Source organism: Streptosporangium sp. NPDC053982, assembly GCF_055585205.1.
Window position 1 is genome coordinate 104,308 of record NZ_JBVJKQ010000018.1, and the last position, 20,669, is coordinate 124,976.

Sequence of the window (20,669 nt, forward strand, 5' to 3'; positions counted from 1 at the left end):
GCCGATGACGAACATCGCGGTCACACTGACCGTGAACGGGGTGGTCCGGAGGGCCGAGGCGCCCGGAAGGCGTCTGCTGTCCGACTTCCTGCGCCACGACCTCGGACTGACCGGCACCCACGTCGGGTGCGAGCACGGGGTCTGCGGCTGCTGCACCGTGCTGCTGGACGGCGAGCCGGTGCGTTCCTGCCTGACGCTGGCCGCCACCGCCGACGGACACGAGATCACCACGGTGGAGGGGCTGGCCGGGCCGGAGGGGGAGCCGTCGCCGGTGCAGCGGGCCTTCGCCGAGTGCCACGGCCTGCAGTGCGGCTTCTGCACCCCGGGTTTCCTGTGCACGGTCACCGCCCTGCTGCGGGACAACCCGGCGCCGAGCGAGGAGGAGGTGCTGGAGGGGCTCTCCGGCAACCTCTGCCGCTGCACGGGTTACCAGAACATCGTCAGGTCCGTCCACCGCGCCGCCGAACTCATCGCCGGGGAGGGCGACGACGCCCCGGCCGGATGGCCGTCCGCGTCCCTCCGGGACACCGGACCCGCCGGGGAGGCCGGACCCGCCGGGACCACCGGCCTCGCCGGCACCGGATCCGCAGGTCCCGCCGGATCCACCGGGGAGCGTGCCGGGGCGGAGGGGGCATGACGACCAGGCTGTTCGGCGAGCCGGTGCCGCGCCGCGAGGACCCCCGTCTGCTCACCGGGCGGGGCCGCTACCTGGACGACCTCGGCGCGGGCGCGCTGGAGGCGTCCTTCGTCCGCTCCCCGCACGCCCGCGCCCGCATCCTCGACATCGACGTCTCCGCGGCGATCGAGGTCGAGGGGCTGGTGGCGATCTACACCTGGGAGGACCTGCCGGAGGAGGTCGGTGCGCCGCTGCCGCTGCTCATCCCGCACCCGGCCCTGACCCACGGCCGCACCGCCCGCCCCCTGGCCCGCGACGTCGTCCGGCACGTCGGCGAGCCGGTCGTGATGGTCGTCGCCCGTGACCGCTACCTCGCCGAGGACGCCTGCGCGCTCATCCGGGTCGACTACGAGGTCGCCGGGGCCGTCGTCGGGGTGGAGGAGGCGACGCGGTCCGACAGGCTCGTCCACGACGACGTGCCGGGCAACGTCGGCGCGCACCTGGTGCAGGAGGTGCCCTCGGCGGCCGGGCTCGGCGCCCGGGAGGCGATCGAGGCGGCCCCGCACGTCCTGTCCTTCCGCCTCGACATCGAGCGCAGCGCCTCCATGCCGCTGGAGGGCCGCGGGGTCTACGCCCGCTGGGACGCCGACGACCGCTCCCTGCGGGTCTACTCCAGCACCCAGACCTCCACCAGCGTCCGGATGGCGATCGCGGCCCGGCTTGGCCTGCCGCCGACCAAGGTCGAGGTGATCGCCCCCGACGTGGGCGGCGGGTTCGGCGTCAAGATCGTTCATCCGTGGCCGGAGGAGGTCCTCGTCCCCTGGGCCGCCGTGCTGCTCGGACGCGAGGTCAAGTGGACCGAGGACCGGCGTGAGCACTTCGTCTCCTCCGCCCACGAGCGGGCCCAGGTGCAGCACGTGCGGGTCGGTTTCGACGACGCCGGGCGGGTGCTGGGCCTGGACGTGACGATCCTGCACGACCACGGGGCCTACACGCCGTACGGGATCATCGTGCCGATCATCACCGCCACCCAGCTTCCGGGCCCGTACCGGATCGGCGCCTACCGGGTCGAGTTCTCCTCCGTCTACACCAACACCGTGCAGGTCACGCCGTACCGGGGGGCGGGACGGCCGCAGGCGGCCTTCTGCATGGAGCGGACCATGGACCGCATCGCCGCCCACCTCGGCCTGGACCGTACGGCGGTGCGCGAGGCCAACTTCATCCAGCCCGGCGAGTTCCCCTACGACCAGGGACTGACCTTCCAGGACGGCCGGCCGCTGATCTACGACAGCGGCGACTACCCCGAGTCGCTGCGGATGCTCAAGGAGCTCATCGGCTGGGACTCCTTCGGCGAGCTGAAGGCCCGCGCGGCGGCCGGGGGGCGGCGCCTGGGCATCGGGCTGGGCTGCTACGTGGAGGGCACCGGCGTCGGCCCCTACGAGGGCGGCCACGTCCAGGTCACCTCCGACGGCCGGGTGCACGTCTCCACCGGCCTGACGTCCCAGGGGCAGGGCCACGAGACGGTGTTCGCCCAGATCGCCGCGTCCGAGCTGGGCGTGCCGCTGGAGCGGGTCTCGGTGGTCACCGGCGACACCCGCAGGTTCGGCTACGCGGTCGGCACGTTCGCCTCGCGGGCCGCGGTGATGAGCGGCAACGCGATCGCGCTGGCCTGCCGCAGGGTGCGGGAGAAGGCGCTGCGGATCGCCGCCGACGCGCTGGAGGCCGACCCGGGCGACCTGGAGATCGTCGACGGTGAGGTCCGGGTGGCCGGCACGCCCGGTGCGGCGGTGCCGCTGGCCACGGTGGCGGTGCTGGCCAACCCGCTGCGCTACGCCTTCGACGCCGAGGCGGCCCGCGCCACCCAGTTCGCCGGGACGGCCTCCCCCGACCGGCCGCCGGTGGCCGAGGGGGACGAGCCGGGGCTGGAGGGGCGCGACTACTACTCGCCGGTCCGCTCGACCTTCGCCTCCGGCATGCACGCGGCGATCGTCGAGACCGACCCGCTGACCGCCGAGATCCGCGTCCTGCGCTACGCCGTCGTCCACGACTGCGGCAACCTGGTCAACCCGATGATCGTCGAGGGGCAGATCCACGGCGGCGTCGCCCAGGGCGTGGGCGGCGCGCTGTACGAGCGGATGGTCTACGACGAGCACGGGCAGCTGCTGAACGCCTCGTTCATGGACTTCCTGATGCCCTACGTCACCGAGGTGCCGCGGATCGAGACCGCGCACCTGCAGACCCCGTCCCCGCTGAACCCCCTGGGCATCAAGGGCGCGGGGGAGGCCGGGGTCATCCCGGTGTCGGCGGTGATCGCCTCGGCCGTGGAGGACGCCGAGGGCATCCGGATCGACCGGATGCCGATCTCCCCGTCGGAACTGTTCGACCTGCGCCGCCGGTGAGGGGCCCGCCCGTCCGGTCGCGGCGGGCGGAGTGCGCCATCATGATCCCGCGGAACCGCTCGCCGAGGAGAGACATGGTCATTCCCCCCGCCCGGCATCGTGACCGGCGGCCCGCCGGAGCCCCCGCTCCCGCCGCCTCCACCGGGGCCCCTGAACCCGGCGGCCTCCGCGGCCCGCACGGTTCCGGGGTCCGTTGATGGGCCTGCAGCCGCCCGGCGAACTCGTCGCCGTCCTCCACCTGGTGGGCATCCCGTGGCCCGCGTCCGACGAGGAGACACTGTGCGGCGCGGGTGTGCGGTGCCTGGCGCTCGCCGGGACGTTCGAACACGCCGGGCACACCGCCGACGACCACGCCGCTCCCGTCTGGACCAGCAACTCCGGGCAGGACGTGGCGGCCTTCCGGACGCGGTGGACCGCCGCCGACGGACCGGGCGCCCAGGCCGACGACGCCGCCAGGGCGGCCCGGATCCTGGCCGGGGCACTGGTGCTGTCGGCCATGCTCGTCTTCGTCCTCAAGGTCTCCATGATCAGGACGCTCTTCCGGTTGCTGCTGCGGCTCCTGACGAGGAACGTCGGTCCCTGAGCCGCCGTGACGGCGGTGGAAGGCGTCATGTCCGCCCAGGTCCTGCTGCGCCGGCTCCACCGCCAGGTCCTGGAGCGACTCGGCCGCGAGGTCGGGCCGGCCTTCTCCAGGGCCGGCCGGCTGCTGGACGCCCCCGCTCCCCGCCCCAGGGCGTGGGAACGCCCGTGGACCACGCCCGGCCCTTCCATGGGGCCGCCACCCGCGTCGGCCCGGAGCAGCTGCGGCGCCCGTCGTCCGCCGCCGGGGAGTCCTCCCGGCAGGTGGCGCCGGAGGAGATCGTCTGGCGTACCGGCCGCGAGCCCCTGTGGGTGGGCGTCCGCCCCGGACAGTCGCCGGAGGACATCTTCAGAAACGGCCTGCGGCCCGCCGACCCGCACGGTCCGATCGACTTCGTGCCGGGCGGGATCGACTCGGACGCCGTCGTCCGGGCGAGGCCCCACGCCGCCCCCGGTGACTACTACCTGGTCAAGGTCGATCCGCCCGGCGGCATCCACGAGGCGGAGACGCTGCGGGCCCTGGGACTGCCCGCCGGCCCGGCGGTCGAGGGCCGCGTGGTCTTCGGCGGAGGCATCGACCGGCGTCACATCGCGGGGCTCTACCCGCCGGGGGTCCATCCGTCGGAGGCGGGGATGTTCTTCCGCAACCACCGGTGGTACGAGCGTCCCCCGGACTGACCGGCGACCGGGTGACGCCCGGCCCGGGGAGGCGGGCGCGGGGCGGGTGACGCCCGGCCCGGGGAGGCGGCCGGAGGTGACGCCCGGCCCGCCGTGACGCCTCAGGCCGGTGACGAGTGCCGGCGGGCGAGGGCGGCCATCACCTCCTCGGCGCCGGTCTGGGCCGCGCGATGCGTCCGGGAGGCGGCGGCGACCTCCTCGGCGGCCGCTTCGTACCGTTCCGCGATGGCCTCTCCCCGGGCCAGGGCCTTGCCGACCAGGTGCCGGTAGGCCGCCCCGATCTGGCCGACCAGGTCGCCTTCGCCCCAGGGGTCGCCGTCACCGGCGAACCCGTCGCCGAGGATCCGCAGCTCCTCGCGCAGGACCTCCGCCGCGTCCGCCAGCCCCGAGGCCGAGCCCAGCAGGTCGTGGTGGGAGACCTCGAGTTCGCGCATCCGCCCTCCTCGCGTGCGGCCCGGGAACCGCGGAGCGATCATAGCCACCGCCGTACATCCGCGCCGGGCCGTGCCGCCCGCGCCGCCCGCGCCGCCCGTGCCGTGCCGTGCGGGCCGGGCCGTCCGCGCCGGAACCGGTGCCCGGCGGGATCGGTCGCCGCGTCGCTCGTCCCGGCCGGGGCCGGTGTCAGGAGCCGTCGGCGGGATCCGGCCGTCCGGTGTCGTCCCGTACGGAGGTCCCGTCTCGGCCGGGGTCGCCGGCCGGCGTGGAGCCGGGGACCGGATCGGAGGCGGGGTCGTGCGCCGGGACGGAGGCGGGGTCGTGCGCCGGCGCGGAGCCGGGGACCGGGCCTGAGGCGGGGTCGTGCGCCGGGGCGGGCCGCTCGGTCACGGGGATCCCCGCCACCGTCTCTCCGATCAGCGGAACCTCCGCCGCCTCCCCGGTCGCCTGGTCCTCCGTCACGGTGCCGCCGCCCGCCGCCCGCTCCTTCGCCGGTCTCCCGCTCGGCGGGCCCTCCGCGGCCGGGTCGCCGGCCTCCGGCTCCTCCGCCGCCGGCTGCTCCGTCATCGGACCGGCCGCCGGGTCCTCCGCCCCGGGCCCGTCCGGGTCCGGGACCTCGGGCAGGTCGCGCATGGTGCGCAGCGGGGAGAGCACCGGCGGCACCACCGCCAGCAGGGTGACCCCCACGACGACCCACAGCGTGGCGCGGGCGCCGAACTGCTCGCCCAGCAGACCGCCGACCAGGCCGCCGATGGGCAGCGTGCCCCACACCAGGAAGCGCATGGTGGCGTTCATCCGGCCGAGCATGCGCTCGGGGGTGACGCTCTGACGGAAGGTGACCTGGCCGACGTTGTAGAGCACCACGCCGATCGACTGGATGAACGCGCCGATCGCGAAGAGCGAGACCCGCCAGCCCGGCTCGGTCAGCGGCACCAGGGCGGTGAACGGCGACGTCACCATGATGGACAGCCAGATGATCCGGGCCGAGCCGATCCGGCGGCTCATCGGCCCCACGAGCGCCGCGCCGGTCAGGCCGCCGACGGACACCACCGAGAACAGCACGCCGATCGCGCCGGGGGACAGGCCGACCACCCGGGCCAGGAAGATCATCTCGACGGCGACCATCATGCCGTTGGCGAAGTTCGCCAGGGCCGTGGAGGCGGCGATCAGCCGCAGGATGCGGTGGGAGACCACGTACCGCAGGCCCTCGCCGATCTCCTTCAGCAGTCCCCGCCGTTCGCTGCGGTCCGGGACCTGCTCGGTGGCGTCGATCCGCCCCAGCATCAGCGCCGAGCCCAGGAAGCTGACGGCGTCCAGCACCACCGCGACCGGCGCGGTGAGCAGCTGGATCAGACCGCCGCCGACGGCCGGGCCGGCGATCTGCGCGGAGTTGCGGACGATCTCCAGTTTGGCGTTGCCCTCCATCAGGCGGTCCCTGCCGACCAGGCTCGGCAGGTAACTCTGGTAGGCGACGTCGAAGAAGACCGTGGCCAGGCCGGTGCCGAGCGCCACGCCGTACAGCTGGGGCAGGCTCAGCGCGTCGAGCCACCAGGCGAGCGGCACCGAGGCCAGCAGCACGGCCCGGACCACGTCGGCACCGACCAGGATCCGCCGGCGCGGCATCCGGTCCACCCACACCCCGGCCGGCAGTCCGACCAGCAGGAAGGCCGCCGTCTGCGCGGCGGCCAGCAGGCCGGTCTCGAACGGGCTCGCGTGCAGCGCGAGCACCGCGACCAGCGGCAGCGCGAGGGTGCTGACCTGCGTGCCGATCTGGCTGATCGTGTCCGCTCCGAACAGGAGCGAGAAGTTCCGGTGCCGGAACAGACTGGGGGTGGTCACCGAGGCATGTTTGCGATCTTTTCACTGGAAGTCAATGCCTCTGTTTCCCAACTCCACCGCCCGGAAAATGTCAGATCTCACAGTGATAACGGTGGCCGCCGGGCTCGTGGAGACGGCCACGGCCGCGGTGGCGGCCGTGGCCACGGTGTTCCCGGTACGGCGTCGGCGGCGCGGCGGACGGGGAGGGCGGCGCGCCGCCCGCTGTCAGGACGCCCCGGCCCGGGCGACCCGGGCCGCGAGACCCCGACGCGAGGGCCGGTCCGGGAGGCTCCGGAGCGGGGGCCTGATCCGGGAGACCCGGGCCGGGGAGTCAGGCCCGGGAGACCTCGGCGACCAGGCGCCTGCGGAATACCCAGTAGGTCCACGCCTGGTAGCCGAGCACGAACGGCAGCGCGATCAGGCCGATCCAGGTCAGCATGCCCAGCGTGTAGGGGCCGGAGGCGGCCCCGGCGACGGTCATGCCCGGCATGGGGGCTTCGAAGAGGGTGGCGAACAGCGCGGCGCCGGTCAGGACGATGGCGGAGGCGGTGGCGGTGAACGCCCAGCCGTCCCTGCCCCGCCAGGTCAGCGCGACCCCGGCGGCCAGGGCGGCGACCGCGGCCAGCGCGCCCGCCCACGGCCACGGCGCCGCGGCCCAGCCGCTGCCCGCCGGGGGGATGCCCGGCAGCGCCACCACGGCCGCGGGCAGCGCCACCGCCGAGGCGGCCATCGCGGCGCGGCGGGCGCGGGCCCGTACCGGGCCGGTGATCTTCAGCGCGACGAAGACCGCGCCGTGCAGGGCGAACAGCGAGAGCGAGAGGATCCCGCCGGCCAGCGCGGCGGCCGCGCCGCCCCGCAGCAGGTCGGCGAAGACGGCGCCCCACAGGAACGCCGGGAGCGCGCTGCCCGCCACGATGCCCAGGTCGCACCAGCGGCGGTCCGTGGCGTGGTGCACCTTGCCCCGCCACTCCAGGCCGACGCCGCGCACGATCAGCCCGACCAGGACCAGCGTGAGCGGCAGGTAGAACTCGCTGAGCAGACCGGCGTACCAGGCGGGGAACGCGGCGAACATCGCGCCGACCGCGGTGATCAGCCACACCTCGTTGCCGTCCCAGACCGGGCCGATGGTGCCGAGCACCTGCCTGCGCTCGGCCTCGTTCCGCGACAGCGCCGGGGCCAGCATGCCGACGCCGAAGTCGAAGCCCTCCAGGACGAAGAAACCGGTCCACAGGAAGGCGATGACGATGAACCAGAAGGTCGTCAGTTCCATGTCCGTTGTCCGCTCAGTACATCAGGGTCGGCTGGAGCAGTGCGGTGCGGTCCTCGTCGCCGTCGCGCGAGGGCGGGGCGAGGGGGCCGGGGGCGGCGGGCTCGGGGCCCGCCTTGACGTGCCGGACCAGCAGTACGGCCTCGGCCAGGGCGAGCGCGCCGTACAGGACGGTGAAGACCGTCAGTGAGATCGCGACCTCGGCGAGGCTGACGCCGGGGGAGACGCTCGCGGCGGTGAGCAGCTCGCCCTGGACGGTCCAGGGCTGACGGCCGATCTCGCTGAGCAGCCAGCCGGCGATCATCGCGAGGGTCGGCAGTGGCAGGGCGAGCAGGCAGGCGCGGGCGAACCAGGAGGGCACCGGGCGCGGGTCGCGGCGGCGACGGCGGGTCAGCCACAGGCCGAGGACCGAGAGGGCCACGGTCGTCATGCCGAAGACGATCATGACGCGGAAGGACCAGTAGACGACGGTCAGGTCGGGGACGTAGTCGGCCGGGCCGAACTGCCGGGCGTAGGCGGCCTGGAGGTCCTCGGTGCCCCGGATGACGGCGCCGAAGTCGCCGGTGGACAGGAAGCTGAGCACGCCGGGCAGCTCCACCCCGGGCACGGGGGAGAACGGCGCGCCCGCCGTGCTGTGCCGGAGTCCCTCGGCGGCGGCCAGCTTCATCGGCTGCTGCTCGTTCAGGAGCTTGGCGGAGGCGTCGCCGGTGAAGGCGACGACGGCCCCGGCGATCGCCGTCATGACCAGCGCGGCGCGCATCGGGGCACGCCACATGCCCTCCTCGCCGCGCCGTACGGGAACGGTGCCGCCGGGGCCCGGACGCCGCTCGCGCAGGACGCGGTAGCCGCAGACGGCCAGCACGAACCCGCCGGCGACGACGAACGCCGCGCCGACCACGTGGGGCACCTGGGCGAGGGCCGTGGGGTTGGTGAGCACCGCCCACAGGTCCGTCATGCGGGCCCGGCCGCCGACCACCTCGTAGCCGACCGGGTGCTTCATCCAGGCGTTGGCGGCGAGGATGAAGTAGGCCGAGAGGTTGGAGCCGATCACCGCCGCCCAGATCGTGGCGAGGTGGACGCGCTTGGGGAGGCGGTCCCACCCGAAGATCCACAGGCCCAGGAACGTCGACTCCAGGAAGAACGCCAGCAGCGCCTCCAGCGCCAGCGGGGCGCCGAAGACGTCGCCGACGAAGACGGAGTACTCACTCCAGTTCATCCCGAACTGGAACTCCTGCACGATGCCGGTCACCACGCCCATCGCGAAGTTGATCAGGAAGAGCTTCCCGAAGAACTTGGTGAGCGTCAGGTACTGCTCCCTGCCGGTGCGGTGCCAGGCGGTCTGCAAGCCGGCCACGAAGACGCCCAGGCCGATGGTCAGGGGTACGAAAAGAAAGTGGTAGACGGTGGTGATCCCGAACTGCCACCGCGCCAGGTCCAGTGCGTCCATCTTCCCCTCACGGGTCAAAGCTCTACAAGCGGTAGTGCTACCTCCAGTAGTACTACAACGTGTAGAGCAAAGGGGGGCGCCGGTGCCGCGAGCTGATGCGATCTTCGTCACACGGCCGGTCCGGACCGCACTCCGGCTCGGATCCGGGTCAGGACCGGCGGCCCGCGGCCTCCAGGTAGGCGTGGAGGTTGCCGAGCTCGAAGCCCCGGCGCTGGATCTTCTTGACCAGGACGCGGAAGTCGCGGGACAGGTTCGGCCGGAAGTGCAGCAGCAGCACGTCGCCGGGGCGCAGCTTCTTGTCCGGCACCTGATAGGCGATCTTCCCGCCCGGCTGCACGGTCGCCGTCCAGAGCAGCAGCGCGTCCATGCCGCACGCCTTGGCCGCCCTGCGCGTCAGGGTGTTGAAGGCGCCGAACGGCGGGCGGAACAGCCTGGGCGACTCGCCGGTGTGCCTGCGGACCAGCTTGGCGGTGCCGCAGATCTCCGCCTTCTGCCGCTCGTAGCCGAGCGTGGGCATGCTGGGATGGGTGAGCGTGTGGTCCTCGATCGTCGCCCCGGCCTCGCGCAGGTCGCGCACGTAGTCCCACTTCCCGGCGCCGAGGTATCTCCCTCCCTGGGCGGTCGGGTCGGTCGCGCCCCTGGCCTCGACGGCGTCGCGGGTGACGAAGGCCGCGATCGGGATCCGCCGCTCGCGGACCTGCGCCAGGAACCCCGGGTCCTGCTCCCATCCGTCGTCGATGGTGAGGAAGACGACCTTTCGCTTGGTCGGGATGGAGCTGATCACGGGCGGCAGTCCGTCGGCGGGCACGGGGATCCGGGCCACCTCGCCCGGCCTGGGCAGCACCCCGGGCGGGCCGGTGGGGGACGGCGAGGCGGACACGGCGGGGGAGGGGGCGCGGGCGGCGCCGTCCCTGCCGTCCGCCGCGCCGCCGTCCGCGCCCGTGCTCCCCTGGCCGCAGCCCGCGCCCGCCGTCACGACCGCGAGCGCGACCGCCGCCCCGGCCATTCGTGATCTCCCCGATGCCATGGCGCACCATCCTGCCAGGGGCCGGGGACCGGTAATCGCATAAATGGCCATATGGGGCATTTGTCGGTGACGAGATCCGGCGGCCGGGGCCGGCGGAGAGTCCGGCGATGTTGGGATCTCCTGACCCATTCCGGACCGGAGAATCAGCGTCTTCCCATGTCAGAGGGGTAATACCTGCGGTTACCGGGAGGTTCGCCACCGGCCGTTCCCGCCTGCCGGGCCGCGCCGGACGGCGGCGGCGCCGGTGCGGCGTGGCGGCCGGAAACGGCCGCGGGGCCGAGCCGACGGCGGGCCGGAATCGGAGAAGCGACCAGCCATGCGAGGACCATATGACCCATGAACATCAGCACACCGCCGACCCGCTCGCCCGCGTGCTGGGCTGGGCCGGCCTCGGCCTGGGCCTGGCGCACGTCGTCGCGCCGAAGACCGCCGAGCGGATCCACCGGAGGCTGACGCCGACGAGCGGCCGGGAGTTCATCCAGGCCATGCCGATGATGGGCGGCACGCCCGGTCGCGGCCCGAGGCGGAGGCTCATGCCCACCGGCGGCCGGGAGTTCCTGCACACGCTCCCGTCGCGCGGAGCGGGGGGCATGCTCAGCGGGATGCCGATGGCGGGCGGCCGGAGACTTCCCCGCGGCCTGCGGCGGACGCTGGCGCCGACCGGCGGCCGGGAATTCCTGCACGTCATCCCGCAGCACGGGGCGCGGGGTCTGCTCCACATGACGCCGCCCGGCACGGGCCGCGGCATCGCCGGCCGGATCCGCGCGATGCTGGCGCCGACCGGCCGGCGGGAGTTCCTGCACGTGATCCCGTACCCGGGAGGCCGCGGGCACGCCCGCGGGATGGGGGACCACCACCGCATGGGCGGCGCGATGCGCATGATGGCGCCGGGCCGCCGCATCGGCGGGATGAGGCGGATGACGGCGTCCGGGCACGGCCTGGGCGGCGCGATGCGGATGATGGCGCCCGGCCGCGCGAAGACCGGCCGGGGCGGCCGCTCCGGCGGCGGAGGCGGCCGCATCGGGACCCTCACGGCGGCCACCGGGCTCGCCGCCGCCGTGTACGCCGCGATGCGGGCCGGCCGGCGCACCACGGCCACCCGGGGCCCTGAGGGCCGGGAGGGCCGTGAACTGGGCGATCGGATCCGGGACCTGCGGGCGGCGGTGACGATCAACCATCCCTGCGAGGAGGTCTACCGGTACTGGCGGGACTTCGGGCACCTTCCGCGGTTCATGACGCACCTGGAGTCGGTGGAGGTGACCGGCGACGGACGGTCGCACTGGACGGCGCGGGGCCCGGCCGGCAAAAGCGTGCAGTGGGACGCGGAGATCGTCGAGGACCGCCCGGGTGAGCTGATCTCGTGGCGGTCCACGGGACGGGCGACGGTGCCCAACAGCGGGACGGTGCGGTTCGCCGACGCCCCGGGCGGGCGCGGCACCGAGGTGCGGGTGAGCCTGAGCTACGACCCGCCGGGCGGCAAGGCGGGCCTGGCGCTGGCCCGGCTGCTGGGCGAGCACCCCGAGCAGCAGGTCCACGACGACCTGCGGCGGTTCAAGCAGGTCATGGAGACCGGGGAGGTGGTGCGCTCCGAGGGCAGCCCGGAGGGCACCCGCGCGCTCCGGCAGGCCGTACAGCGTCCCGCCCAGCCGGTGGGGTGAGGGGAAGACATGAAAGCCACATGCTGGATGGGCCGCAACACCGTCGAGGTCCGGGACGTCCCGGACCCGGGGATCGTCAACGCCCGCGACGCCGTCGTCCGCGTCACCTCGACCGCGATCTGCGGCTCGGACCTGCACCTGTACGACGGGTACATGCCCACGATGAAGAAGGGCGACATCCTCGGCCACGAGTTCATGGGCGAGGTGGTGGAGGTGGGCCCGCAGGTGCGCAACCTCAAGGTCGGCGACCGGGTGGTCGTCCCGTTCCCGATCGCCTGCGGCAACTGCCTGTCCTGCCAGAACGGCATGTACTCCGTGTGCGAGAACTCCAACCCCAACGCGGGCGTCGCGGAGAAGGTCCTGGGTCACTCCCCGTCGGGGATCTTCGGTTACTCGCACATGCTCGGCGGCTACGCCGGGGGCCAGGCGGAGTACGCCCGGGTGCCCTTCGCCGACGTGGGGCCGATCAAGGTCGAGGACGGCCTGCCGGACGAGAAGGTGCTGTTCCTGTCCGACATCCTGCCCACCGGCTGGATGGGCGCGGAGATGTGCGACATCAAGCCCGGCGACGTCGTCGCCGTCTGGGGGGCCGGGCCGGTCGGCCAGTTCGCGGCCCTCAGCGCCCGCCTGATGGGCGCCGAACGGGTCATATCCATCGACCGCCTCCCCTACCGGCTGCACCACGCCGAGCGCGCGGGCGCCGAGACGCTCAACTACGAGGAGGTCGACGTCATGGAGGCGCTGCGGGACATGACCGCCGGCCGCGGCCCGGACGCCTGCATAGACGCCGTCGGCATGGAGGCCCACCACGGCAACCCGGCCATGTACGCCTACGACCGCACCAAGCAGGCGACCCGCCTGGAGACCGACCGGCCGTACGCCCTGCGCCAGGCGATCATGGCCTGCCGCAACGGCGGGACCGTCTCGGTGATCGGCGTCTACGGCGGCATGGTCGACAAGTTCCCGATGGGATCGATCATGAACCGGTCGCTGACCCTGAGGGCCGGCCAGTGCCACGTGCAGCGGTACATGAGGCCGCTGATGGAGCGGATCCGCAACGGCGACATCGACCCCAGCTTCGTGATCAGCCACCGCATGCGGCTGGAGGACGCCCCGCGGGCCTACGAGATGTTCAAGCACAAGGAGAACGAGTGCAACAAGGTGGTCCTGACCGCCTAGCGGGGTTCCGCCGTCTCGCCGTCCGCCGCGCCGAGGGCACACGCCCTACCGGCGCGGCGGGCGGATGCCTACAGTACTGGGATGAAGGTCGCAGGCAGCGCCGTGCTCGGCGTCGACAGGGACCGCGTGTGGTCCGCGCTCCAGGACCCGGCCGTGCTCGTGCGCACGATCCCGGGCTGTGAGCGCCTGGAGGAGACGGGGCCCGGCGCCTACCGGATGACGGTCACCGCCGGGGTCGCCTCGATCAAGGGCGTCTACCAGGGAGAGGTGACGCTGACCGAGCCGGACGCGCCGGAGCGGTTCGTGCTCCGGGCCCGGGGGCAGGGCGCCCCCGGCACGGTGGACGCCACCGTCGAGATCCGCCTCAGCGACGCCGGGGACGGCACCCGGGTCGACTACGACGCCGAGGCGGTGGTCGGCGGCATGATCGGGGGCGTCGGCCAGCGCATGCTCGGCTCGGTGGCGAGGAAGACCGCGGGAGAGTTCTTCACCGCCGTCGAGAACCACCTCGCCGCCGTCGTGACGGCCCCCGCGGTCCCCGCCGCCTCCGTGATCGGAGTCACCGGGACCGCCGGGACCGCCGGGACCACGGCGACCGTCCCGGAGACAGCCGCGATCCCCGTCCAGGCCGGCCCGGCGGCCCTCGCCGGAGAAGCCGCCCGGCCCGGCCCGGCGGTCGTCCCCGCCGGAGAGCAGGCCCAGGCCGCGCCGCGGGTCTTCGAGCGTCCCGCCGCCCGCCCCGCCCCGCGACCCGCCGCGAACGGCCCCGCCTGGCCGGTCCTCGCCGCGTTCGGGATGGGCGCCGGGGTCGCGCTCGGCAGCGCGGTGATCGGCTGGCTGCTGGGCCGCGCCGGCCGCCGCTGAGCCGTACCCGGCGGGTCTCATGTCCCGGTGAAGGACCGGGACTTTTCCCGTCAAGCGGCCGCGCGCCCGTACGGCGGCGCGGCGGATCCGGTGGCACCGTCGGGTCGTCGGCCGACGACGGGCCCGGGAGACCATGGAGCCGCTGCTGATCCTGCACGCCGTCGCGGCGGTGTGCGCCCCGGCCCTGGTGCGCAGGCTCGGCCGCGACGCCTTCCTCGTGCTCGCCCTCCCGCCCGCCTGCGGGTTCGCCTACACGCTGTGGGCCGTCGTCACGGGCGCGCCCGTCTCCTCGCGGCACGACTGGGCGCCCGCCCTGGGGATGAGCCTGTCCTTCCGCGCCGACGCGCTGGGCCTGCTGATGATGACGCTGGTCACCGGGATCGGCGCGCTGGTGCTGCTGTACTGCTCCCGCTACTTCTCCGCCGGCGAGGACGGGCTCGGGAGGTTCGGCGGGTCGCTGACGGCCTTCGCCGGGGCCATGCTCGGGCTGGTGGCCGCCGACGACCTGCTCCTGCTGTACGTGTTCTGGGAGCTGACCACGATCTTCTCCTACCTGCTGATCGGCCAGGACCCGGCGAGCCGGGCCGGACGGCGGGCCGCGCTGCAGGCGCTCACCGTCACCACCTTCGGCGGGCTGGCCATGCTCGCCGGGTTCGTCATGCTGGGCGAGGCGGCCGGCACCTACCGGGTCTCGCGGCTCCTCGCGCATCCGCCGGCCGGCGGGACGGTGCCGGCCGCGCTGGCGCTCGTCCTGGCCGGGGCGCTGTCGAAGTCGGCGATCTTCCCGTTCAGCATGTGGCTGCCCGCCGCGATGGCCGCGCCGACCCCGGTCTCGGCCTACCTGCACGCCGCGGCGATGGTCAAGGCCGGGATCTACCTGCTGGCCAGGCTCGGCCCGGCCTTCGGCGAGGACGTCCCGTGGCGGGCGGCGGCCGTGTCGCTCGGCCTGCTCACGATGCTGCCGGCCGGCTGGCGGGCCCTGCGTGAGAACGACCTCAAACGGCTGCTCGCCTACGGCACGGTGAGCCAGCTCGGCTTCCTGACCGTGCTGTTCGGTGCCGCCACCCGCGGCGCCGCGCTCGCGGGCGCCGCGATGCTGGGCGCGCACGCCCTGTTCAAGGCGTCGCTGTTCCTGGTCGTCGGGATCGTCGACCACGCGGCCGGGACCCGCGACCTGCGCGCGCTGAGCGGCCTGCGGCGCTCGGCGCCCTGGCTGTGCGCGGTCGCGACGGCCTCCGCGGCCTCCATGGCGGGCGTGCCGCTCTTCTTCGGGTTCTCCGCCAAGGAGGCTGCCTTCGAGTCGCTGCTCGGCGGCGGGCCCGCCCAGGTGGTGACGCTGGCCGGGGTGGTGCTCGGCTCGGCGCTGACCGCCGCCTACAGCCTGCGCTTCCTCGCCGGGGCCTTCGGGAGCCCGCCGGGCCGGGAACCGACCCCGATGGCGCCCTACGGCGTCGCGACGTTCCTGCCGCCCGCCCTGCTCGCCGCGCTCGGGCCGGTCGCCGCCCTCCTCGCCTCCCGGTACGGCCATGCCGTGGAGCCCTACACCGCCACCTTCGCCGACCCCGGCCACGAGGCCCACCTCGCGCTGTGGAGCGGCGCGCCCGTCCCGCTGCTGCTGTCCGCCGCCGCCCTGGCCGGGGGTGCGCTGATCTTCGCCGCCGGGGACCGGGGGGCGCGGGCCGGGCGGCTGCTGCGCACGATCGACTCCGGACGGGTCTACTGGGCGCTCGTACGCGGCATGAACCGCTTCGCCGGGCAGCTCACCGGCGTCGTCCAGCGCGGGTCCCTCCCCGACTACCTGATGATCGCGTTCATCACCCTGGCGGGCATCGCGGTCTTCGCGCTGCTGTACGGGCCCGTCACCACGGTGGGACCGGCCGTCGTCCTGTGGGAACGCGCCGAGCAGCCCGTCGTGGGGCTCCTCCTCGCCGTCACCGCCGTCCTCGCGCCGTTCGCCCGCTCCCACGTCGTGCTCGCGCTGCTGGTCGGGCTCACCGGGTACGGCACCGCGCTGCTGTTCCTCTCCCACGGCTCACCCGACCTGGCACTGACCCAGCTCCTCGTCGAGACGCTGAGCCTGGTGGCTTTCGTGCTGGTGCTGCGCAGGCTCCCGATCGTCCCGCAGGAGGAGCAGCGGCCCAGGGTGCCGCTGGCCGTACGCGCCGTGCTCGGGGCGGTCACCGGCCTCGTCGCGGCCGGCGCCGGGACACTGGCGGTCAACGCGCGGTCGGAGACGCCGGTCGGGACGCTGCTGGCCGGGCCGACGGAGCAGGCGAAAGCCTCCAACATCGTCAGCGCGCTGCTGGTGGACATCAGGGCCTGGGACACCCTGGGGGAGAGCACCGTTCTCGTCGTCCTCACCCTGGGGGTGACCAGCCTGGTCTTCCTGCGCCGCCGCACCTACGCGCTGGAACGGCCCCCCGCCGGGCACCGCAGGCCGCCGGGCCGGACCTACTGGCTGACGGCGACCCTGCCGCCGGGGGAGCGGGCGGCGGTCCTGGAGGTCATCGCGCGCATGATCTTCCACACCCTGCTGCTCGTCTCGGTCTTCCTGCTGTTCACCGGGCACGGCTCGGTGGGCGGCGGGTTCGCCGGCGGCATCGTGGCCGGGCTGTCCCTGGTCGTCCGCTATCTCGCCGGGGGCCGGTACGAGCTGGCCGTCGCCGCGCCGACCGGCGCCGGGGTGCTGATGGGGCTGGGCCTGGTGCTGTCGGTGGTGTCCGCGGTCCTGGGCCTGGCGTTCGGCGGCGCGCCGCTGCGCGCGTTCTCCGCCGACCTGGCAGTCCCCCTGGTCGGGAAGGTCCACCTGTCCACCGTCCTGCTGTTCGACCTCGGGATCTACCTGACGGTGTTCGGCATGGTCCAGGACATCCTGCGCAGCCTGGGCGCCGAGCTGGACCGGCAGATCGAGGAGGAGGAGACCCGGTGAGCGTCCCGCTGCTGCCGATCGCCGCCTCCGCGATCCTGATCGCGGTCGGGGCGGCGCTCCTTCTGGAACGCAGCCTGGTGCGGCTGCTGGCCGGCGTCATCCTCCTCGGCAACGGGGTGAACCTGCTGATCGTCACGGTCTCCGGCCCGCCGGGGGAACCGCCGATCCTCGGCGTCTCCGATCCGGCCCGGATGGCCGACCCGCTGCCGCAGGCGATGGTGCTCACCGCCATCGTGATCACCCTGGGCGTCACCGCGTTCCTGCTGTCCATGGTCCACCGGTCCTGGCAGCTCACCGGCGGCGACGAGGTGCAGGACGACACCGAGGACCGCCGGGTGCGGCTGCGCTCCCGGCGCGGCGAGATCGCCGAGGCGGTGCGCGAACGGCGGAGGGCCTACCGCAGGCTGGTCGCCGGGCAGCGCGCCGAGCTGGCCCGCCTGGACACCGCCCGGCACGAGCGCGAACGCCGCGAGGCCCGGGAGATGCGGCAGCGGATCGACGAGGCCGGCGCCGAGCTCGACCGCTGGGTCCGCGAGCACGGGGAGGCGCAGTCCCCCGAGCGGATCGCCGAACGGCGCGCCGAGACCCGGCGCGCCGAGGAGGAGTCCCGCCGCGAACGCCGTGAGCGGGTCCGCCGGATCCGCGAGGACTTCGCCCGCCGGGAACGGGAGCTCGCCGAGCGCGAGCGGGAGGTCCGCGAACGGCTCAAGGCTCGCCGCCGCGAGGCCCGGGAGGCGATGCGGGCCGCCATCCGGGCCGACCGGTCACGGCAGGCCAGGGCCGACGACCCGGACCTGGAGGGCGAGGACTGATGGAGGCCCTGATCCCCGTGCCCGTGGTGCTGCCGCTGCTGGCCGCCGGACTGAAGCTGGCCATCGGCGGCCGGCTGCGCCGGACCCAGGCGCTCATCAGCGTGGGCACCCTCGCGATCGTGCTGGCGGTGTCGCTGGCCCTGCTGGTGGCGGCCGACCGGCGGGGGCCGCTGGTGACGGACGCCGGCGGCTGGCCGGCGCCGTTCGGCATCTCACTGGTCGCCGACCGGCTCGCCACCGTCATGCTGGCGGTCTCCTCGGCGGTGACACTGTGCGTGATGATCTTCGCCCAGGCGCAGGCGTACGCCGACCAGGAGCAGGCCGCACCGCTGGCGATCTTCCACCCGGCCTACCTGATCATGTCCGCCGGCGTGTCCGACGCGTTCCTGACCGGCGACCTGTTCAACCTCTTCGTCGCCTTCGAGATGCTGCTCAGCGGGTCGTACGTGCTGCTGACCTTCGGCGGGACGGAGTCGCGGGTCCGGGCGGGCGCCACCTACGCGGTGGTGGCCCTGGTGTCGTCGATGCTGTTCCTGGTCGCCATCGCGGTGACCTACGGCGCGACCGGCACCGTCTCGATGGCCCAGCTCGCCGAGCGGTTCACGCCGCTGCCGGGCTCGGTGAGGCTGCTGGTGGAGCTGACGCTGCTGCTGGTCTTCGTGGTCAAGGCCGCGGTGTTCCCGATGTCGGGGTGGCTGCCCGACTCCTACCCGACCGCGCCCGCGCCCGCGACGGCGCTGTTCGCCGGGCTGCTGACCAAGGTCGGCGTCTACTCGATCATCCGGCTGGAGGCGCTGCTGTTCCCCGGCGGCCCGGTGGGCGGCCTGCTGATGTGGGCGGCGCTGGCCACCATGCTGCTGGGGGTGCTCGGGGCGGTCGCCCAGACCGACATCAAGCGGATGCTCTCCTTCACCTTGGTCAGCCACATCGGCTACATGGTGTTCGGCGTCGCGCTCTTCTCCGTCGGCGGGGTGGCCGGCGCGGTCCTCTACGCGGTCCACCACATCACCGTGCAGACCAGCCTGTTCCTGGTGGCCGGGATGATCGAGCGCCGCACCGGCACGACCTCGGTGGACCGCCTGGGCGGGCTGCTGGGCCTCGCGCCGCTGATCTCGGTGCTCTTCTTCGTCCCCGCGATGAACCTCGCCGGGATCCCCCCGATGTCGGGCTTCCTGGGCAAGCTGGCGCTGGTCCGGGCGGGGGTGGCCGACGGGAGCCCGGTGGCGCTGATCCTGGTCGCCGGGGGGCTGGTGACCAGCCTGCTCACCCTGTACGCGGTGGCCATGACCTGGAACAGGGCCTTCTGGCGGACGCCTCCGCCGGACGTGACCGGGGCGGGCGTCGTGCTGGAGGGGGAGGAGCCTTCAGAGGGTCCGGAGGGCTCAGAGGGCTCCCAGGGTTCGGAGGGCTCGGAGGGCGCGGGAGGCTTCGGGGGCGCCGGGGAACGCGGGGGGCCGGGCGGTGCCGGCGATTCCGGCGGACCCGGCGGACCCGGCTCCGGGGAGCCGGGCGCGGGCCGGGCGCGGGGCACCGAGGGGATCACCGGCCGGGAGATCGTCACCAGCGTGCGGATGCCTCTCCCGATGATCGGCGCCACGGCCGCGCTGGTGGCGCTGGGCCTCTCCTACACCGTGCTGGCCGGGCCGCTGAGCGCGTTCACCGTACGGACCGCCGCGGAGCTGCTGGCCCGTGAGCCGTACGTCTCGGCCGTCCTGGGGGGCGGCCGGTGAGCCGGCCGGACGGCGGCCGCGCGCCCCGGCTGCTCGGCAGGCCCGTCCCGCCCCGCACGGTGGCCTGGCTGACGCTGGTCTGGCTGCTGCTGTGGGGCGAGCTGAGCGTCGCCAACATCCTCGGCGGCCTGCTCGCCGCGCTGGCCGTCGTCTGGCTGCTGCCACTGCCGGCCCGCGAGCCCGCGCTGCGCGTCCACCCGGTCGGGCTGCTGGTCTTCCTGACCGGCTTCGCCGCCGACCTGGTGGTCTCCAGCGCCCGGGTCGCGTTCTGGGCGCTGCGCTTCGGCACGGTGCCGCCGATGGAGATCGTCGAGGTACGGCTGCGCACCTCATCGGAGGTGATGGCGGTGCTGACCGTGGTGGCGCTGTCGGCGCTGCCCGGCAGCCTCGTGCTGGAGGCCCGCCTGACGGAGGGGGAACTGCTCCTGCACGTCCTCGGGCCCACCGGCGATGTGCAGGGGATGGTACGGGCGGATGTGGCGAAGCTGGAGGCGCGCATCGTGGCGGCCTTCGGCACCACCGCCGACAGGGAGGAACTGCGATGACGGCGATGGTGTACCCGGTGGTACTGGCGCTGCTCGGCGGCGCGGCGGCGATGACGCTGTACCGGCTGGTGCGCGGCCCGTCCATGCTGGACCGTGCGATCGCCCTGGACGTCATGACCGCCGTGGTGATGTGCGTGATCGGCGCGGCGGCGGTCGCTCGCGGCCAGTACTCGGCGCTGCCGCTGCTGCCGGTGCTGACCCTGCTGGGGTTCGTCGGATCGGTCTCGCTGGCCAGGTTCTTCGCCGGGCGGGCGCGGTGACGGCGGCCGGGGGGCGGGCGGTCCCCGTCGCGGCCCCCGCCGCGGTGATCACGGCCGGTTTCGCAGCCGGGCGGGCGCGGTGACCGTCCTGGACGCCGCCGCCGCGGCGTGCCTGCTGCTGGGCGCCGCGCTGGCGTTCGTCGCCGGGGTGGGGATGGTCCGCTTCCCGGCCACCCTCGCCCGCATGCACGCCGCGACCAAACCCCAGGTGCTCAGCCTGCACCTGGTGCTGCTCGCCATGTGGCTGCGCCGTCCCACCTGGGCGACGGCCGGGCCGCTGCTGCTGGCCGCGGTCTTCCAGGTGATCACGGCGGCGGTGGCCGCCTACATGGTCGGCCGCGCCGCCTACCGCGGCGGCGCACCGGAGGACGGCACGGCCATCCCGCCCGGTGAGCCTCGCGCCTGAGGGTCCTCCGGCGTAACGTG

18 protein-coding genes are annotated in these 20,669 nt (G+C 74.3%); 13 read left to right on the plus strand and 5 right to left on the minus strand.

Annotation, left to right across the window (positions count from 1 at the left end):
• Window positions 1-4: 4 nt before the first annotated feature.
• The 4 genes from ACZ6W9_RS30300 (at window position 5) to ACZ6W9_RS30315 (ending at window position 4,272) form a co-directional block, all read left to right on the plus strand.
• Window positions 5-637 (plus strand): (2Fe-2S)-binding protein, encoded by a 633-nt coding sequence (locus tag ACZ6W9_RS30300; RefSeq protein WP_470120778.1) that lies wholly within the window; start codon window positions 5-7, stop codon window positions 635-637.
• Entirely contained in the window at window positions 634-3,015 is a 2,382-nt protein-coding gene (gene cutA, locus ACZ6W9_RS30305) for an aerobic carbon-monoxide dehydrogenase large subunit (RefSeq protein ID WP_470120780.1), read from the plus strand. The genes ACZ6W9_RS30300 and cutA overlap by 4 nt, the downstream gene beginning before the upstream one ends.
• Before the next feature lie 196 nt (window positions 3,016-3,211).
• A complete protein-coding gene (locus tag ACZ6W9_RS30310; protein ID WP_389960593.1) occupies window positions 3,212-3,598 on the plus strand; it encodes a hypothetical protein in 387 nt (128 codons plus the stop codon).
• 164 nt (window positions 3,599-3,762) lie between these two features.
• The gene (locus tag ACZ6W9_RS30315; RefSeq protein WP_470120782.1) at window positions 3,763-4,272 is read left to right on the plus strand and encodes a hypothetical protein; all 510 of its coding nucleotides are present in this window, start codon (window positions 3,763-3,765) and stop codon (window positions 4,270-4,272) included.
• Between the two features lie 101 nt (window positions 4,273-4,373).
• Here the strand turns inward: ACZ6W9_RS30315 and ACZ6W9_RS30320 are convergent, their stop codons facing one another.
• From ACZ6W9_RS30320 to ACZ6W9_RS30340, 5 genes are all read right to left on the minus strand, one after another.
• Window positions 4,374-4,706: a hypothetical protein gene (locus ACZ6W9_RS30320; RefSeq protein ID WP_362929696.1), complete on the minus strand. Its 333-nt coding sequence runs from the start codon at window positions 4,704-4,706 to the stop codon at window positions 4,374-4,376.
• A gap of 187 nt (window positions 4,707-4,893) precedes the next feature.
• On the minus strand, window positions 4,894-6,546 hold the full coding sequence (locus tag ACZ6W9_RS30325; RefSeq protein ID WP_389960599.1) for an MFS transporter: 1,653 nt from the start codon (window positions 6,544-6,546) through the stop codon (window positions 4,894-4,896).
• Window positions 6,547-6,856: 310 nt separating this feature from the next.
• On the minus strand, window positions 6,857-7,795 hold the full coding sequence (gene cydB / locus ACZ6W9_RS30330; RefSeq protein ID WP_470120784.1) for a cytochrome d ubiquinol oxidase subunit II: 939 nt from the start codon (window positions 7,793-7,795) through the stop codon (window positions 6,857-6,859).
• A 13-nt stretch (window positions 7,796-7,808) separates the two neighbouring features.
• Complete coding sequence (locus ACZ6W9_RS30335; RefSeq protein ID WP_470120785.1) at window positions 7,809-9,239, minus strand: cytochrome ubiquinol oxidase subunit I; 1,431 nt, start codon at window positions 9,237-9,239, stop codon at window positions 7,809-7,811.
• Window positions 9,240-9,387: 148 nt separating this feature from the next.
• Window positions 9,388-10,245, minus strand: coding sequence for a polysaccharide deacetylase family protein (locus tag ACZ6W9_RS30340; protein WP_389960605.1), 858 nt, complete (start codon window positions 10,243-10,245; stop codon window positions 9,388-9,390).
• Between the two features lie 350 nt (window positions 10,246-10,595).
• Between ACZ6W9_RS30340 and ACZ6W9_RS30345 the strand changes: the two genes are divergently transcribed.
• The 9 genes from ACZ6W9_RS30345 (at window position 10,596) to mnhG (ending at window position 20,649) form a co-directional block, all read left to right on the plus strand.
• Entirely contained in the window at window positions 10,596-11,924 is a 1,329-nt protein-coding gene (locus tag ACZ6W9_RS30345) for an SRPBCC family protein (RefSeq protein ID WP_470120787.1), read from the plus strand.
• Between the two features lie 9 nt (window positions 11,925-11,933).
• Window positions 11,934-13,103: a zinc-dependent alcohol dehydrogenase gene (locus ACZ6W9_RS30350; RefSeq protein WP_470120789.1), complete on the plus strand. Its 1,170-nt coding sequence runs from the start codon at window positions 11,934-11,936 to the stop codon at window positions 13,101-13,103.
• 81 nt (window positions 13,104-13,184) lie between these two features.
• Window positions 13,185-13,967: an SRPBCC family protein gene (locus ACZ6W9_RS30355; RefSeq protein ID WP_470120791.1), complete on the plus strand. Its 783-nt coding sequence runs from the start codon at window positions 13,185-13,187 to the stop codon at window positions 13,965-13,967.
• Window positions 13,968-14,100: 133 nt separating this feature from the next.
• Window positions 14,101-16,896 (plus strand): Na+/H+ antiporter subunit A, encoded by a 2,796-nt coding sequence (locus tag ACZ6W9_RS30360; RefSeq protein WP_470120793.1) that lies wholly within the window; start codon window positions 14,101-14,103, stop codon window positions 16,894-16,896.
• The gene (locus ACZ6W9_RS30365) at window positions 16,893-17,708 is read left to right on the plus strand and encodes a Na(+)/H(+) antiporter subunit C (protein WP_389960615.1); all 816 of its coding nucleotides are present in this window, start codon (window positions 16,893-16,895) and stop codon (window positions 17,706-17,708) included. Before ACZ6W9_RS30360 ends, ACZ6W9_RS30365 begins: the two co-directional genes overlap by 4 nt.
• Complete coding sequence (locus tag ACZ6W9_RS30370) at window positions 17,708-19,438, plus strand: Na+/H+ antiporter subunit D (RefSeq protein ID WP_389960617.1); 1,731 nt, start codon at window positions 17,708-17,710, stop codon at window positions 19,436-19,438. The genes ACZ6W9_RS30365 and ACZ6W9_RS30370 overlap by 1 nt, the downstream gene beginning before the upstream one ends.
• Complete coding sequence (locus ACZ6W9_RS30375) at window positions 19,435-19,983, plus strand: Na+/H+ antiporter subunit E (RefSeq protein WP_389960619.1); 549 nt, start codon at window positions 19,435-19,437, stop codon at window positions 19,981-19,983. The genes ACZ6W9_RS30370 and ACZ6W9_RS30375 overlap by 4 nt, the downstream gene beginning before the upstream one ends.
• Window positions 19,980-20,243, plus strand: a complete 264-nt coding sequence (locus tag ACZ6W9_RS30380; protein WP_362929673.1) for an MrpF/PhaF family protein — start codon at window positions 19,980-19,982, stop codon at window positions 20,241-20,243. Before ACZ6W9_RS30375 ends, ACZ6W9_RS30380 begins: the two co-directional genes overlap by 4 nt.
• 79 nt (window positions 20,244-20,322) lie before the next feature.
• Window positions 20,323-20,649 (plus strand): monovalent cation/H(+) antiporter subunit G, encoded by a 327-nt coding sequence (gene mnhG, locus ACZ6W9_RS30385; protein WP_389960622.1) that lies wholly within the window; start codon window positions 20,323-20,325, stop codon window positions 20,647-20,649.
• The last annotated feature ends 20 nt before the right edge of the window (window positions 20,650-20,669 follow it).

Bases quoted from the DNA above. Each gene is read 5' to 3' on its own strand.
- ACZ6W9_RS30380 (WP_362929673.1), top strand. From the start codon at position 19,980: ATGACGGCGATGGTGTACCCGGTGGTACTGGCGCTGCTCGGCGGCGCG.
- ACZ6W9_RS30350 (WP_470120789.1), top strand. From the start codon at position 11,934: ATGAAAGCCACATGCTGGATGGGCCGCAACACCGTCGAGGTCCGGGAC.
- ACZ6W9_RS30300 (WP_470120778.1), top strand. From the start codon at position 5: ATGACGAACATCGCGGTCACACTGACCGTGAACGGGGTGGTCCGGAGG.
- ACZ6W9_RS30355 (WP_470120791.1), top strand. From the start codon at position 13,185: ATGAAGGTCGCAGGCAGCGCCGTGCTCGGCGTCGACAGGGACCGCGTG.
- ACZ6W9_RS30320 (WP_362929696.1), bottom strand. From the start codon at position 4,706: ATGCGCGAACTCGAGGTCTCCCACCACGACCTGCTGGGCTCGGCCTCG.
- ACZ6W9_RS30345 (WP_470120787.1), top strand. From the start codon at position 10,596: ATGACCCATGAACATCAGCACACCGCCGACCCGCTCGCCCGCGTGCTG.
- ACZ6W9_RS30335 (WP_470120785.1), bottom strand. From the start codon at position 9,239: ATGGACGCACTGGACCTGGCGCGGTGGCAGTTCGGGATCACCACCGTC.
- cydB (WP_470120784.1), bottom strand. From the start codon at position 7,795: ATGGAACTGACGACCTTCTGGTTCATCGTCATCGCCTTCCTGTGGACC.
- ACZ6W9_RS30340 (WP_389960605.1), bottom strand. From the start codon at position 10,245: ATGGCCGGGGCGGCGGTCGCGCTCGCGGTCGTGACGGCGGGCGCGGGC.
- ACZ6W9_RS30360 (WP_470120793.1), top strand. From the start codon at position 14,101: ATGGAGCCGCTGCTGATCCTGCACGCCGTCGCGGCGGTGTGCGCCCCG.
- ACZ6W9_RS30310 (WP_389960593.1), top strand. From the start codon at position 3,212: ATGGGCCTGCAGCCGCCCGGCGAACTCGTCGCCGTCCTCCACCTGGTG.
- cutA (WP_470120780.1), top strand. From the start codon at position 634: ATGACGACCAGGCTGTTCGGCGAGCCGGTGCCGCGCCGCGAGGACCCC.
- ACZ6W9_RS30370 (WP_389960617.1), top strand. From the start codon at position 17,708: ATGGAGGCCCTGATCCCCGTGCCCGTGGTGCTGCCGCTGCTGGCCGCC.